Source organism: Caballeronia sp. LZ019 (genome assembly GCF_031450825.1).
In the GTDB taxonomy this organism is placed as follows: domain Bacteria; phylum Pseudomonadota; class Gammaproteobacteria; order Burkholderiales; family Burkholderiaceae; genus Caballeronia.
The window spans coordinates 1,582,918-1,596,829 of sequence record NZ_JARTVZ010000005.1 but is presented as its reverse complement, the minus strand read 5'-3'; the positions used below and the strand labels follow the sequence as shown (position 1 = coordinate 1,596,829).

Sequence of the window (13,912 nt, the reverse complement as noted above, 5' to 3'; positions counted from 1 at the left end):
GAAAAAACGCGGTCGTCAGCGCGTCTAGACGAGGCCGACCTGCCGCAGATATTCGATGAGCTCGGTCTCCGTTTCGAGGCCGAGCTTGCGCATCCCGCTGCGCCTCTGCGTGGCGATCGTCTTGCTGCTTCTGCCAAAGCGCTTGGCGATGTCGTGAATCAGAAGGCCGCTCGCGTAAAGCCGGAAGACTTCCCATTCGCGCCTGCTAAGAACGCCTGCGCGCGCCGGAACGCTGTTCGGAAGACGGCTGACTGATTCCGCGGCAGAAGGCGAAAGAAAGCGGCCGCCGTTTCGAGTGATGGCGATGGCTTCATTGAGGCATTGGAGCGGATCGCGTTTATCGATGATTCCATCGATTCCCAGCTGAAGCAGTCCCGCCAGCATGCGGCTATGGGAGATCATCGTGACGACGATGACTTTGGGACGCCTCTCCTGCCACGACAAACGCCGGAGAAATGCAATAGAACTGCTTTCGCCGTCCAGCCCGTTCATGCCGATATCCGCGAAAACGTAATCGCAAGAACAAGAGTCGAGCGCTTCGGCGAGCTGGAGTGTGTTTTCCGCAGTCGCGACGACCTCGATTTCGCCGTCCCTTTCGAGAAACGTCCTTATTCCTTTCACTACTGCGGGATGATCGTCCGCAACGATGGCCTTCAGTGATGCTTTTATTGTCATTTTGTTATTGATATGTTCGTGACCGAGGAAGTCAAAGCCCCCGATTGACCGCGCCGTCTCCACAAAGCGGTCTTCACTGCGACGTGCTGTCTGTGCCTGCTTTAGATAAGATCACTGTCTGCGATAAAGCGATACAAATCCGCGTCCGTTGACAGGTCGAGTTTTCGCATGGCCGCGCATTTCTGTGCGCTGATGGTCTTTACGCTACGAGCCAGGTCTTTCGCGATTTCCGTGACATTGGCGCCGCGTGCATATCGTTCGATAACTTCGAGTTCACGGCCCGTCAACCGTTGACGAATGAAACGCGCACGACTTTCAACATTGGCGACAGCCAGCGTCCGGCGAATGGCCGGACCGAGGTATGTTTCATTCGCGATAGCCGAGACGATGGCGACGTACAGCAGGTCCAGCCGATCCTCTTTGCTGAGGAACGCATGCGCGCCTGCTTCAAGGGCCTGTTTAACGAGCGCGGCGTTATCGGTGCGCGACAACACCACGATGCGGACGTCCGGATAGCAAGCCGTGATGTGCTGAATCAATTCAATGCCGTCGCCATGCTGGCCGCCCGGCATGTAGAAGTCGACGATTGCGACGTCGCATTCATTTTTGGCAAGCGATTCTTCGAGCTCCGTTGAACTAGCGCTCCGGCTAACGACCTCGACGTTAGGAAAGTTCCCAGCGAGCCTTTCAATCGCGAGTACGACAAGCGGGTGGTCGTCCGCGATCGCAAGCCTGATAATTTTGTCGTGCGAGAAGACTTCGCTTCCATTCCCGAATTCCATCGCCTCATACCCCAACGCGTTGTGCAAACTCATATTTGGTTTAGATTCCCGAAATATAAGCATCGGATATTCAAACGTCAAAAGACATAAGATGCATCCGAAATCAAAATGACGCGCCGGTAAACTCAGCCTAGTCCCTGCGCTCTTACAAATGCGAACAAACCCGGGTCATTTCTTACACCCAGCTTATTCATCGCGTCGCGCTTCTGACGACTGATCGTCCGTACATCGCGATCGAGCTCGTTCGCGATCTCGGTGATGGATCGGCCCTTTGCGAAGAGTCTTACGACTTCCATCTCCCTCGGAGATAGTCGCGGCGGCTCAGGCGAGAAATCAATTTCACTGCTCGCCTCGGCCAGCGCCGCCACGAAAGAGGCGCTCACATAACGACGCCCGATTCTGGTATGGCGCACTGCAGCAGGAACAAGCTCGATGGGCTCGGCCTTATTCACCAGGCCAATAGCGCCCGCGTTAAGAATAGACCGAAGTATCGCGACATTGCTGACACTCGTCAGCACGACAATGGTTATATCCGGCCAATCGTGCCTTACCTTGCGAATCAGACGGAGGCCGTCGTTTGCGTTGAGCCCTGGCTCAGGCATGGCGAAGTCAGTGACGAGTACGTCGCAAGGCGTCTTCGCGAGCAGAACAAGCAAGCTGCTCGCATTCGTCGCTTCGCCGACGACCTCCAGTCCATCATCGGCGTCTAAAAGCGCCTTCATCCCGAGCAGTACGAAGGGATGGTCGTCGGCCAACACTACACGAAGCTTCAAAAGTCCCCCGGTGATATCGTTATTTTCTCGATTATCTCGTGGCATCGATGCAGCGGAAGGCGTATTAATCCACCGCTTGCATCGGCATTGTTCATACACCAGGTGACACGATCGGATTTTATATCTAATTAGTCACTCGCGAATTGCCATCACCATTATTGATGACTTTAGACAGGTAATTCACTCCCGCAGCACCGGCATATTCTCTCGAAAATAAGGCGCTAATAACGTGCGAGCTATAGGACAATTCTGATAGACTTAATATATTAACCTGTCTCGCGGCAGCTATTTACGCCTGCCAATCCTTTCTGCGGCGTGCGTCGTCCGAATATTCGAAGCGCATTGCAATAAAAAAATGGGCCTCCAGCCATAAGCCGGAGACCCATTTATCCAGTTCGAACGTTTGTCCGATTTAGAACGGGATATCGTCGTCCATATCGTCGAAGCCGCCACCCGCCGGTGCGGCAGGACGGCTCGCGCCGCCACCCGAACTGCTCGCGCGGCCGCCGGAGCCGGATGCGGCACGTCCGCCGCCGCCCGAACGTTCCATCGGCGCGCTGCGGCTATAGCCGCCATCGTCGCCGCCGCCCGCACCGCCACCGCGCCCGCCGAGCATCTGCATCTGTTCAGCGACGATTTCGGTCGAGTAACGCTCCTGTCCCGATTGGTCCGTCCATTTACGCGTGCGAATGCGCCCTTCGATATAAACCGACGAGCCCTTCTTCAGATACTCGTTGACGATTTCCGCCAGCCGCCCGAAAAACGCTACCCGGTGCCACTCCGTGAGTTCCTTCATCTCGCCGGACGCCTTGTCCTTATAGCGGTCGGTCGTTGCAAGACGAATGTTTGCCACGGCGTCGCCGCTCGGGAGGTAGCGCGTTTCCGGGTCGGCGCCCAGATTGCCTACGAGAATGACCTTGTTGACAGATGCCATGAATTTCTCCGGTTGATTCCTTGCCTACCATCAGCGATACGACGCCTTTCGAGCCGATCAATATCGGCGAATGCTCGAAACGCGCCGCGCTGACTAAATTCGATTAATTAAACTCTCTTCAAGCCGCACGCCCGGCCTTACGGGGCGGCGGCTTCATCCACGCCGCCACGACAAGCCATGCCAGCACCAGCGCCGAACACGCGAAGAAAACCGCGCTCGCCCCGTCCACCTTCAGCAGCCAGCCGCCGATGACTCCGCCGAGCGCAAGGCCGATAGACTGCGTCGTGTTGTAGACGCCGGCCGCCGCTCCTTTGCGCGTGCCCGGCGCGAGCTTCGACACCAGCGACGGCTGCGACGCCTCGAGCACGTTGAACCCCAGGAAGTACACGAACAGAATCGCGGCCACGGACCATAGCGTATGGGGAGCAGCGCCCAATAACAACTGTCCGAACAGGATAAGCCCGATCGCACCCAGCATGACGGCTTTCATCTTCCCGCGCTTTTCGGCGGCGATAATCGCCGGCACCATCATCACGAAAGCGAGCGCCATCACCGGCAAATAGATTTTCCAGTGCGACGCGACCGGCAGGCCGCCCGCCTCCAGAATGCGCGGCACGACGAGAAAGAGCGCGGTCTGCGTCGCGTGCAGCACGAGCACGCCGAAGTTGAGGCGCAGCAACTCGACATTGCGCAGCACTTCGGCAAAAGGCGCCTTGACGTGCACCGGATGCATCGGGGGATCGGGAACGATCCACAGCACCACGCCGATCGCCACGATCGACAGCACGCCGATCACCGTGAAGAGCCCGCTCATGCCGACCCAGTGGAAAACGATCGGCGCACCGACGATCGCCACCGCGAACGACACGCCGATGCTGCCGCCGACCATCGCCATGGCCTTCGTGCGATTTTCCTCGTGCGTCAGGTCCGCGATGAACGCGATCACCGCCGACGATACCGCGCCCATCCCCTGAATCACGCGCCCCGCGATGATCCACGTCATCGAGTGCCCGATGGCCGCGACGAAGCTGCCGAGCGCGAATACCAGCAGGCCGAACGCGATCACCGGCTTGCGCCCGAACTTGTCCGAGATCCAGCCGTAGAAGATATAAAGCATCGACTGCGTGACGCCGTAAGCGCCCAGCGCGATGCCGACGAGCAGTACGTTGTCGCCGCCGGGAATCGTTTTCGCGTAGATGGAAAACACCGGCATGATCATGAAGAGACCGAGCATGCGCAGCGCGAAGATGGCAGCGAGCGACACGGTCGCGCGCAGTTCCGGCGCGCTCAGACGTGTGGACGTGGCAGACGGATTGGACATCAGAAACGGGGAAATGGATGAGTGTCGCGTCTAGCCCGGCCGGCTGGACGCCAGGCGCGGCCGCCTTGTTCTTGCCCGAAACGGCACCACATGGGACGGACGGCTCATGGCGCGCCGGCTTGGTGGCGCCTGTCTCCGGCGCCCGCGCACGGGCGCCGCGCCCTGCAAAAGTCGTTATAGTAGCAGGTTTGGCCCTTCTCCTTTCCCGCTCGCAGCTGGAACAAACTCGTGGAAGAAATTCGCATTCGTGGGGCTCGCACCCACAATTTGAAGAACGTCAGTCTCGACTTGCCGCGTCACAAGCTGATCGTGATTACGGGGTTGTCCGGGTCGGGCAAGTCGTCGCTCGCGTTCGATACGCTCTATGCCGAAGGCCAGCGCCGCTACGTCGAAAGTCTCTCCGCGTATGCGCGCCAGTTCCTGCAGTTGATGGAGAAGCCGGACGTCGATCTGATCGAAGGTTTGTCGCCAGCGATCTCGATCGAGCAGAAGGCCACGTCGCATAATCCGCGTTCGACGGTCGGCACCGTCACGGAAATCCACGATTATCTGCGTCTGCTGTTTGCGCGCGTCGGCACGCCCTATTGCCCGGATCATCTGATTCCGCTCGAAGCGCAAAGCGTCTCGCAAATGGTCGACGCCGCACTCGCGTTGCCCGAAGAAACGAAGCTGATGATCCTCGCGCCCGTGGTCGCGGACCGCAAGGGCGAGCACGCCGAGCTGTTCGAGGAAATGCAGGCGCAGGGCTTTATCCGCTTTCGCATCCGTTCGGGCGGCGGCACGGCGAACGAAGGCGTCGCAAAAATCTATGAAGTCGATACGCTGCCGAAGCTCAAAAAGAACGACAAGCACACGATCGACGTGGTCATCGACCGGCTGAAAGTGCGCCCGGACATGAAGCAGCGTCTGGCGGAATCGTTCGAAACGGCGCTGCGTCTCGCCGACGGCCGCGCGATCGCACTCGAAATGGATACGGACCACGAGAAGCTCTTCAGCTCCAAGTTTGCGTGCCCGATCTGCTCGTATTCGCTGCCCGAACTCGAACCGCGCCTCTTCTCCTTCAACAATCCGATGGGCGCGTGCCCGGAGTGCGACGGCCTCGGACAGATCACGTTTTTCGACCCGAAGCGGGTGGTGGCGCATCCGTCGCTGTCCTTGGCGGCGGGGGCGGTGAAAGGCTGGGACCGGCGCAACCAGTTCTATTTCCAGATGCTGCAAAGCCTCGCGGCCTTCTACGAGTTCGATACCGAAGCGCCGTTCGAGGAGCTGCCCGAAAAGGTGCGCAAGACGCTGCTTTACGGCTCGGGCAAGCAATCGATTCCGTTTTCGTACATCAACGAGCGCGGGCGCGCGTCGGTTCGCGAGCATGCGTTCGAAGGCATCATCCCGAATCTGGAGCGGCGTTATCGCGAGACGGATTCGGCCGCGGTGCGCGAAGAACTGGCGAAATATCAGAACAACCAGCCGTGCCCGGCATGCGAAGGCACGCGCTTGCGGCGCGAGGCGCGTTTCGTGAAAGTGGGCACCGGCGAGCACGCTCGCGGAATCTATGAAGTGAGCGGCTGGCCGCTACGCGACACGCTCGGCTATTTCGAGTCGCTGCGGCTCGAAGGCGCGAAAGCCGAAATCGCCGATAAGGTCGTGAAGGAGATCGTCGCGCGGCTGTCGTTTCTGAATAACGTCGGGCTCGATTACCTGTCGCTCGAGCGCAGCGCCGAAACGCTGTCGGGCGGCGAGGCGCAGCGCATCCGGCTCGCATCGCAGATCGGCTCGGGACTCACCGGCGTGATGTACGTGCTCGACGAACCGTCGATCGGCCTGCACCAGCGCGACAACGACCGTCTGATCGACACGCTCAAGCATCTGCGCGATATCGGCAATTCGGTGATCGTCGTCGAGCACGACGAGGACATGATCCGCATGGCGGATTACGTCGTCGACATGGGGCCGGGCGCGGGCGAGCACGGCGGCGTGATCGTCGCTCAGGGCACGCCGAATCAGGTGCAGAAGGACCCGAATTCGATCACCGGTCAGTATCTGTCGGGCAAGCGCACGATCGGCTACCCGGAAAAGCGCAATGCGCCGGACGAGCGGCGGCTGCGCATCGTGGAGGCACACGGCAACAACCTCAAGCGCGTGACGCTCGATTTGCCCGTCGGACTGCTGACGTGCGTGACGGGCGTGTCGGGATCTGGAAAATCGACGCTCATCAACGACACGCTTCAGCACGCGGTCGCGCAGCATCTATACGGTTCGGCGACCGAGCCGGCGCCGTACGAATCGATCGAAGGCCTCGAGCATTTCGACAAGGTGATCGCCGTCGATCAATCGCCGATCGGCCGCACGCCGCGCTCGAATCCGGCCACCTACACCGGCCTCTTCACGCCGATCCGCGAACTCTTCGCCGGCGTGCCGGCCGCGAAGGAACGCGGCTATGAAGCCGGCCGCTTCTCCTTCAACGTCAAGGGCGGCCGCTGCGAAGCATGTCAGGGCGACGGCGTGCTGAAAGTGGAAATGCACTTTCTACCGGACGTCTACGTGCCTTGCGACGTGTGTCACGGCAAGCGCTACAACCGCGAGACGCTGGATATCCAGTACAAGGGCAAGAACATCAGCGAAGTGCTCGACCTGACGGTGGAAGCGGCGCACGAGTTCTTCAAGCCGGTGCCGGTGGTCGCGCGCAAGCTGAAGACGCTGCTCGACGTCGGTCTCGGCTATATCCGGCTCGGCCAGTCGGCGACCACGCTGTCGGGCGGCGAGGCCCAGCGCGTCAAGCTTTCGCTGGAACTGAGCAAGCGCGACACCGGTCGGACGCTCTATATCCTCGACGAACCGACCACGGGCCTGCACTTCCACGACATCGCGCTGCTGCTCGAAGTCATTCACCGGCTGCGCGATCAGGGCAACACGGTCGTCATCATCGAGCATAATCTCGACGTGATCAAAACCGCTGACTGGGTCATCGATCTCGGTCCGGAAGGCGGGGCCGGCGGCGGGCAGATCATCGCGCAGGGAACGCCGGAGCAGGTCGCGAAGACGAAGGCGAGCTTTACCGGCAGGTATCTCGCGCCGTTGCTGCAGCGTCCGAAATCGGCGGCGTGACGCCGGCGCGGGCGCGGTGACAAGACAAAGCCGCGCGCCGCGGTACGGACAACCGTTGTAACGAGCAGCGAAAGGGAACGCAGTCATGGGGAAGCGCAACGAAGCGGCCAACGAGGAGCGACGCATACGGGACTTGCCTGCTCGCCCCGTCAGGCTGACGAGCGACATGAGCATGCCGAAACTCTCGGCGGTCGAGATCGGCAGCTATCTCGTGGCGTTTCTCGCGATGTTCTCCGTGCTGCATCTCAAGCTGCTGGGCGCGCTGCTCGCGGGCATGCTCGTGTTCCAGCTGGTGCACATGATCGCGCCGGTCATCGAGCGCCACGTGATGAGCAAGGGCGCGCGGCTGATCGCGGTGGTGCTCATCTCCACGATCATCATCGGCGGATTGACGGGCGCGACCATCGCGACAATCGAGCATTTCGAGCGCGACGTCCCGAGCATGCAGAAGCTGCTCGATCAGCTGATGAGCATCACCTCGCATGCGCGTCTGCGCGTGCCTGACTGGATCGCCACTTACCTGCCCGTCGATGCCGGCCAGATGAAAGAGCGCGCCGCCGACCTGATGCACCGGCACGCCGAGCAATTGCAGCAAGGCGGCCGCGAAATGGCGCGCGGCTTCGGCCATATCCTGATTGGCATGATCATCGGCGCGATCATCGCGGTGGGCGTGCCGAAACAGTCGCATCGCCTGCCGCTCTCGACGGCGCTGGTCACGCGCGTATCGCGCTTTTCGGATGCGTTCCGCCGCATCGTGTTCGCGCAGATCAAGATTTCGGCGATCAACGCGTTTTTTACCGCGCTTTATCTCCTCGTCGCGCTGCCGATATTGCACGAACGCCTCCCGCTTTCCAAGACGCTCGTGTTGATCACGTTCATCGTCGGCTTGCTGCCGGTGATCGGCAATCTGATATCGAATACGATCATCGTCGGCATCTCGCTGTCGGTATCGTTCGGGACCGCGGTTGCGTCGCTTGCGTTTCTCATCATCATTCACAAGCTCGAATATTTCCTGAACGCGCGGATTATCGGCGGGCAGATCGAAGCCCGCGCGTGGGAATTACTTCTCGCGATGCTGGCGATGGAAGCCGCATTCGGCTTGCCGGGCGTAATCGCCGCGCCTATTTTCTATGCGTATATCAAGCGCGAACTGATTTATCTGCGGCTCGTGTGAGTATTCGCCGCGATTAAAAGACAAAGCCCGCTCGGCCGAAAGACCAGCGGGCTTTTTCCTGTCCGGGCAGGAACCGACGCTTCAACGGAACACGACCGTCTTGCTCCCGTTCAACACGATGCGATGCTCCACATGCCATTTCACCGCCCGCGCGAGCGTCACGCATTCGACGTCGCGGCCGATCGCCGTCAGTTGATCCGGCGTCATGCTGTGGTCCACGCGCTCGACTTCCTGCTCGATGATGGGGCCTTCGTCCAGATCGGTCGTCACGTAATGCGCGGTCGCGCCGATCAGCTTCACGCCGCGATCGAACGCCTGGTAATAAGGCTTCGCGCCCTTGAAGCTCGGCAGAAACGAATGGTGGATATTGATCGCGCGGCCGGCGAGCTTGTCGCACATTTCCGGCGACAGAATCTGCATATAGCGCGCTAGCACAACCAGATCCGTCTCGTGCTGATCGATAATTTCCATCACGCGCGATTCCTGCGCCGCCTTTCCTTCCGGCGTCGCATTCATGAGCGGCAAGTGGTGAAACGGAATGTCGTAACTCGCGGCGAGCTGATAAAAATCCTTGTGATTCGACACGATCGCCGGAATCTCGATCGGCAACTGGCCGGTGCGATAGCGGAACAGCAAATCGTTCAGGCAATGGCCGATTTTCGACACCATGATGACCACACGCGGCTTCGCCGATGCATCGTGCAATTCCCATTGCATGCCGAACTCATCGGCGAGCGTGCTGAACGAGCGGCGCAGCGCATCGAGGCCGGGATCGCCGCCCACTTCCTGAAAATGCACCCGCATGAAGAACTCGCCGGTGCGGCTGTCGCCGAATTGCGCGGAATCGAGAATGTTCGCGCCGAGATCGAACAGGAAACCGGACACGGCATGCACGATTCCCGGACGGTCCGGGCACGACAACTTCAGGATGAAACTATGTTCGGTCAACATGAACCGGTCACTCCTTGCTTGTTCGCTTGTTCATTTGTTCAGTTGCGGCGGCGCATGAAGCGCGGCGATCCCTTCGCAGGCGTCGTCGTCGATCCATCGATGGCGCAGGAAGCAGTCGAGCGTCGCGAGGCTCGCATCGACAGTGAGCTCGCCCTCTTCGATCCACCGCGCGACCTCGTCGATGCGCGCAAGCCGATGTTCGCCGACCTCGCCGTCCTGATTGCGCGGAACGAAGTCCTCCGGCAACACGACGTCGTACACGAAGAGCTGCTCCGCCTGCGTACCTTCGGGAATGGTTTGCAGCACATGGAAGACGCCGCCGGGCGTGGCCGTTGACGCCAGTTCCGCAGGCATGCCCGCTTCCTCCCAGCATTCCTTGACGAGCGTCGGCTCGACGCCCATTCCCCAGCCGATGCCGCCCGCCACGACGTTGTCCAGCTTGCCGGGATCGGTCGCCTTCGTGTCGCTGCGACGCGCGATCCACAGCTGCGGCGCGCTATCTCGATATTTTACGATGCCGTTCAGATGCACCGCGTAGGTCATCGTGCCGAAGAAGCGAGAGGCCGCGCGCTCGATGAACGCGAGCGGCGCGTCGTCGAACTGGTTGCGGATCGCGTACGTTTCGTCGCGCCAGCCGGGAATCCTGCCGTCGGCGTGAAGCGCGGCGATGACCGTGGCGAGCGCGGCGGTGCGCGTATCCGCATTGCCGAGCGTCGGGTGCAGACGCACGGCCGGGCCGTCGATCACGAAAGTCTCGGGCCAGCGCGCGAGCAAGGCGACATCCGCGCGGCGGATCCAGCCGACGCGCCGATCGCCGATGAAAAACGGCGTGTGCGCTGAAGCGTCGAAGCGGCGCGCCGCGATGATCGAAGGCAGGCTCATGTGTCAGTCCTTGAGCGCGACGCGAAGGCCCAGCGCGATGAACGTCACGCCCGCGAGCCGATCGAGCCACGCGCCGACGCGCGGACGGCGCTTCAGCCACGCGCCGATCATTCCTGCGCCGATGCCGAACATCGAGAAGACCGCGACGGTCTGCAGCATGAACACGCCGCCCAGTTCGAACATCTGCAGCATCACGCTTTGCGCGCCGTGCGGATCGACGAACTGCGGCAAGAACACGATGAAGAAGAGCGTGACTTTCGGATTCAGCAGATTCCCGATCACGCTCTGGCGGAAGACCGTTGACAGCGGCTGACTCGGCCGCTCGTGCGCCGTCGCAAGCCCGTGGCTTCTCAGCGCCTTGATGCCGATCCACACGAGATACGCCGCGCCGGCGAGCTTCACCGCCTGGAACGCGACCGGCGACGAACGCAACAGCGCCGCGACGCCGAGCGCCGCGAGGGTCGTGTGAAAGATCACGCCGCAGGCAAAGCCGAGTGCGGCGACGACGCCCGCGAGCCGTCCTTGCGAGATGCCGCGCGCGAGCACCTGCAGGTTGTCCGGCCCCGGCGCGACGGTGATCGCAACGGAGGCCGCGAGAAACAGCAGGAAATTCGGCATGTCAGTGGCCTCCGAACTCGCAGACGGTGTAGAGCGGCAAGCCGCCGTCGCGCAGCAATTTCGATCCACCGAGATCGGGCAGGTCGATGATCGCCGCCGCTTCGACGACTTGCGCGCCGAGCCGTTCGAGCAGGATCTTGCCGGCCATCATCGTGCCGCCGGTGGCGACGAGATCGTCGACGATCACGACGCGATCGCCGGGCTTGCACGCATCCTCGTGAATCTCGACGGTCGCGCTGCCGTACTCCAGCTCGTAAGACTGCGACAGCGTGCGATACGGCAGCTTGCCCTTCTTGCGGATCGGCACGAAGCCGAGACTCAGTTCGTACGCGAGAATCGGCCCGATGATGAAACCGCGCGCGTCCATGCCGGCGATCACGTTCACGTCGGCGTCGATGTAACGCTGCACGAACAGGTCGATCAGCGTGCGCAGCGCCTTCCGGTCCTGCAGCACGGGCGTGATGTCGCGGAACTGCACGCCGGGCTGCGGCCAGTTTTCGACGGTACGCACGCGTTCCTTGATGAAGCGCGCGGCGTCGGACGGGGCGCTCGAAGGGATATGAAACATGACTTCTCCGGGATGTCCGCGCTGTGAGGCCGCGCGCCGCCTGAATAAAGAGGAGACTACGCCGCCCGGCGATTGCGCGAGAGCCGTTCCTCGGCTTGCGCAAGCACTTCGGGCAGACCGCGCAGAACGACGATATCGTTCGCGCGCAACTTCGTGTCGGGGTCGGGTTCGACGCCCCGGATGCCGTGACGCCGGATCGCGGTCACCTCGACACCATTGCCGACAAGACCGAGATCGTCGAGCGAGTGTCCGACGGCCTCTGATTTCTCGTCGATGGGTACGGATTGTAGCCGCACCTGCTCGTGGCCATCGTCGTCCTCGAAGTCGTCCGCGCCGTGGAAGTAGCCACGCAGCAGGCTGTAACGCGCGTCGCGCATTTCTTCGACGCGGCGCACCACGCGGCGCATCGGCACGCCCATGAGCACCAGCGTGTGCGACGCGAGCATCAGGCTGCCTTCGACGATCTCCGGAATCACTTCGGTCGCGCCCGCCGCCGTCAGCTTTTCGAGATCGGCGTCGTCAACGGTGCGGACGATGACCGGCAGCGTCGGCGCGAGTTCGTGGATGTTGTGCAGCACGCGCATCGCGGACGGCGTGTTCGCATACGTGATCGCAACCGCCGCCGCGCGGTTCAGGCCCGCCGCGCCGAGCGATTCGCGCCGCCCGGCATCGCCGAACACGACCGATTCGCCCGCCGCCGCCGCCGCCGCGACGCGATCCGGGTCTAGGTCCAGCGCCACATAGGAAATGCCTTCCTGCTCCAGCATGCGCGCCAGATTCTGTCCCGCGCGGCCGTATCCGCAGATGATCACGTGGCCGCTCTGCTTGAGGCTTTGCGTCGCGATCTTCGTCATCTGCAGCGATTGCAGCATCCATTCCGTCGACGACAGACGCAGCACGATCCGGTCCGCGTTCTGGATAATGAACGGCGCGGCGAGCATCGAAAGCAGCATCGCCGAAAGCAGCGCCTGCAGGATGGTCGGATCGACGAGATGCGAATCCAGAATCAGATTGAGCAGCACGAAGCCGAATTCGCCCGCCTGCGCGAGCCCGAGACCGGTACGCATCGCAACGCCGGGCGGCGAACCGAATAGCCGCGCGAGCCCGGTGACGATCACGGCCTTGAGCAGAATGGGCACGACGAAGAACGCGAGCACCAGGAACGGATGCTCCCAGATCACGCGCGGATTCAGCAGCATGCCGGTCGTCACGAAGAAGAGGCCGAGCAGCACGTCGCGAAACGGCTTGATGTCCTCCTCCACCTGATGCCGATACGGCGTCTCCGCAATCAGCATCCCCGCGATGAACGCGCCGAGCGCAAGCGACAGCCCGAACTTGTCGGTGATGAACGCCGCGCCGAGCGTAACCAGCAGCAGGTTCAGCATGAACAGCTCTTGCGAACGGCGGCGCGCGACCAGGTCGAACCAGCGCGTCATGAACTTCTGGCCGATGAAGAGCAGCACCGTCAGTGCGACGACGATCTTCACCGCCGCGATGCCGAGCCACATCGCGAGCTGCGACGAATTGCCGTTGCCGAACGCCGCGATGATGATGAGCAGCGGCACCACGGCCAGATCCTGAAAAAGCAGCACGCCGAAGATATTGCGGCCATGCTCCGATTCGAGTTCCAGCCGCTCGGCGAGCAGCTTGCTCACGATCGCTGTGGAGGACATCGACAGCGCGCCGCCCAGCGCAAAGCTCGCCTGCCACGACATGCTGACCCAGAAATGCGCGATCCAGCCGAACAGCAGCGCAAGCACGATGGTCGCGGCGACCTGGCTCGCGCCGAGGCCGAACACGATGCGCCGCATGGTTCGCAGCTTGGCGAGCGAGAATTCGAGGCCGATGGAGAACATCAGGAACACGACGCCGAATTCGGCGAGATGCTGGGCCTGCTCGGCGTCGGGCGCGATACCGGCCGCGTGCGGACCTACGATGATGCCGACCGCCAGATAACCGAGCATCGGCGGAAGGTTGAAGAAGCGAAAAATCACGACGCCCGCCACCGAACACAGCAGCAACAACAGCGTCAATTCCAGCGGGGAGGTCATCCGTCCAGCGTCCTCGTTCGTCAGTTTTCCGAAACGCGTGAAACACGCATCCGGCGTCTAGAAAAAGCCCCTGGCGCCAGG

At 61.6% G+C, this 13,912-nt stretch carries 12 protein-coding genes; 2 read left to right on the top strand and 10 right to left on the bottom strand.

The window, feature by feature from the left end:
* Window positions 1-24: 24 nt before the first annotated feature.
* The 5 genes from P9255_RS20955 to P9255_RS20935 all read right to left on the bottom strand — a co-directional run bounded on the left by P9255_RS20955 (window position 25) and on the right by P9255_RS20935 (window position 4,485).
* The gene (locus P9255_RS20955) at window positions 25-738 is read right to left on the bottom strand and encodes a response regulator transcription factor (protein ID WP_309790396.1); all 714 of its coding nucleotides are present in this window, start codon (window positions 736-738) and stop codon (window positions 25-27) included.
* A 38-nt stretch (window positions 739-776) separates the two neighbouring features.
* Window positions 777-1,490 carry a response regulator transcription factor gene (locus P9255_RS20950; RefSeq protein WP_309763412.1) on the bottom strand — a complete coding sequence of 238 codons (714 nt, stop codon included), beginning with the start codon at window positions 1,488-1,490 and terminating at the stop codon, window positions 777-779.
* Window positions 1,491-1,582: 92 nt separating this feature from the next.
* A complete protein-coding gene (locus P9255_RS20945) occupies window positions 1,583-2,275 on the bottom strand; it encodes a response regulator transcription factor (RefSeq protein WP_309763413.1) in 693 nt (230 codons plus the stop codon).
* A 367-nt stretch (window positions 2,276-2,642) separates the two neighbouring features.
* On the bottom strand, window positions 2,643-3,164 hold the full coding sequence (locus tag P9255_RS20940) for a single-stranded DNA-binding protein (RefSeq protein ID WP_309763414.1): 522 nt from the start codon (window positions 3,162-3,164) through the stop codon (window positions 2,643-2,645).
* A 118-nt stretch (window positions 3,165-3,282) separates the two neighbouring features.
* Window positions 3,283-4,485: an MFS transporter gene (locus P9255_RS20935; protein WP_309763415.1), complete on the bottom strand. Its 1,203-nt coding sequence runs from the start codon at window positions 4,483-4,485 to the stop codon at window positions 3,283-3,285.
* Window positions 4,486-4,713: 228 nt separating this feature from the next.
* Between P9255_RS20935 and uvrA the strand changes: the two genes are divergently transcribed.
* Entirely contained in the window at window positions 4,714-7,587 is a 2,874-nt protein-coding gene (gene uvrA, locus P9255_RS20930; protein ID WP_404980382.1) for an excinuclease ABC subunit UvrA, read from the top strand.
* A gap of 85 nt (window positions 7,588-7,672) precedes the next feature.
* Entirely contained in the window at window positions 7,673-8,761 is a 1,089-nt protein-coding gene (locus tag P9255_RS20925; protein ID WP_309763416.1) for an AI-2E family transporter, read from the top strand.
* Window positions 8,762-8,842: 81 nt separating this feature from the next.
* On the opposite strand, the gene purU is transcribed toward P9255_RS20925, so the two are convergent.
* From purU to P9255_RS20900, 5 genes are read right to left on the bottom strand one after another with little or no spacing between them, the layout of a single operon-like run.
* Window positions 8,843-9,712 (bottom strand): formyltetrahydrofolate deformylase, encoded by an 870-nt coding sequence (gene purU, locus P9255_RS20920; RefSeq protein WP_309790395.1) that lies wholly within the window; start codon window positions 9,710-9,712, stop codon window positions 8,843-8,845.
* Between the two features lie 30 nt (window positions 9,713-9,742).
* The gene (locus P9255_RS20915; protein WP_309763418.1) at window positions 9,743-10,594 is read right to left on the bottom strand and encodes a DUF4743 domain-containing protein; all 852 of its coding nucleotides are present in this window, start codon (window positions 10,592-10,594) and stop codon (window positions 9,743-9,745) included.
* Between the two features lie 3 nt (window positions 10,595-10,597).
* Window positions 10,598-11,212, bottom strand: a complete 615-nt coding sequence (locus P9255_RS20910; protein WP_309763419.1) for a LysE family translocator — start codon at window positions 11,210-11,212, stop codon at window positions 10,598-10,600.
* Between the two features lies 1 nt (window position 11,213).
* The gene (locus P9255_RS20905) at window positions 11,214-11,780 is read right to left on the bottom strand and encodes an adenine phosphoribosyltransferase (RefSeq protein ID WP_309763420.1); all 567 of its coding nucleotides are present in this window, start codon (window positions 11,778-11,780) and stop codon (window positions 11,214-11,216) included.
* Between the two features lie 56 nt (window positions 11,781-11,836).
* Window positions 11,837-13,831 carry a cation:proton antiporter gene (locus tag P9255_RS20900; protein WP_309763421.1) on the bottom strand — a complete coding sequence of 665 codons (1,995 nt, stop codon included), beginning with the start codon at window positions 13,829-13,831 and terminating at the stop codon, window positions 11,837-11,839.
* Window positions 13,832-13,912: the final 81 nt, after the last annotated feature.

Excerpts from the sequence above, each read along its gene's own strand:
- P9255_RS20945 (WP_309763413.1), bottom strand. The coding sequence starts at position 2,275 with ATGCCACGAGATAATCGAGAAAATAACGATATCACCGGGGGACTTTTG.
- P9255_RS20910 (WP_309763419.1), bottom strand. The coding sequence starts at position 11,212 with ATGCCGAATTTCCTGCTGTTTCTCGCGGCCTCCGTTGCGATCACCGTC.
- P9255_RS20950 (WP_309763412.1), bottom strand. The coding sequence starts at position 1,490 with ATGAGTTTGCACAACGCGTTGGGGTATGAGGCGATGGAATTCGGGAAT.
- P9255_RS20940 (WP_309763414.1), bottom strand. The coding sequence starts at position 3,164 with ATGGCATCTGTCAACAAGGTCATTCTCGTAGGCAATCTGGGCGCCGAC.
- purU (WP_309790395.1), bottom strand. The coding sequence starts at position 9,712 with ATGTTGACCGAACATAGTTTCATCCTGAAGTTGTCGTGCCCGGACCGT.
- P9255_RS20905 (WP_309763420.1), bottom strand. The coding sequence starts at position 11,780 with ATGTTTCATATCCCTTCGAGCGCCCCGTCCGACGCCGCGCGCTTCATC.
- P9255_RS20915 (WP_309763418.1), bottom strand. The coding sequence starts at position 10,594 with ATGAGCCTGCCTTCGATCATCGCGGCGCGCCGCTTCGACGCTTCAGCG.
- P9255_RS20925 (WP_309763416.1), top strand. The coding sequence starts at position 7,673 with ATGGGGAAGCGCAACGAAGCGGCCAACGAGGAGCGACGCATACGGGAC.
- P9255_RS20935 (WP_309763415.1), bottom strand. The coding sequence starts at position 4,485 with ATGTCCAATCCGTCTGCCACGTCCACACGTCTGAGCGCGCCGGAACTG.
- P9255_RS20900 (WP_309763421.1), bottom strand. The coding sequence starts at position 13,831 with ATGACCTCCCCGCTGGAATTGACGCTGTTGTTGCTGCTGTGTTCGGTG.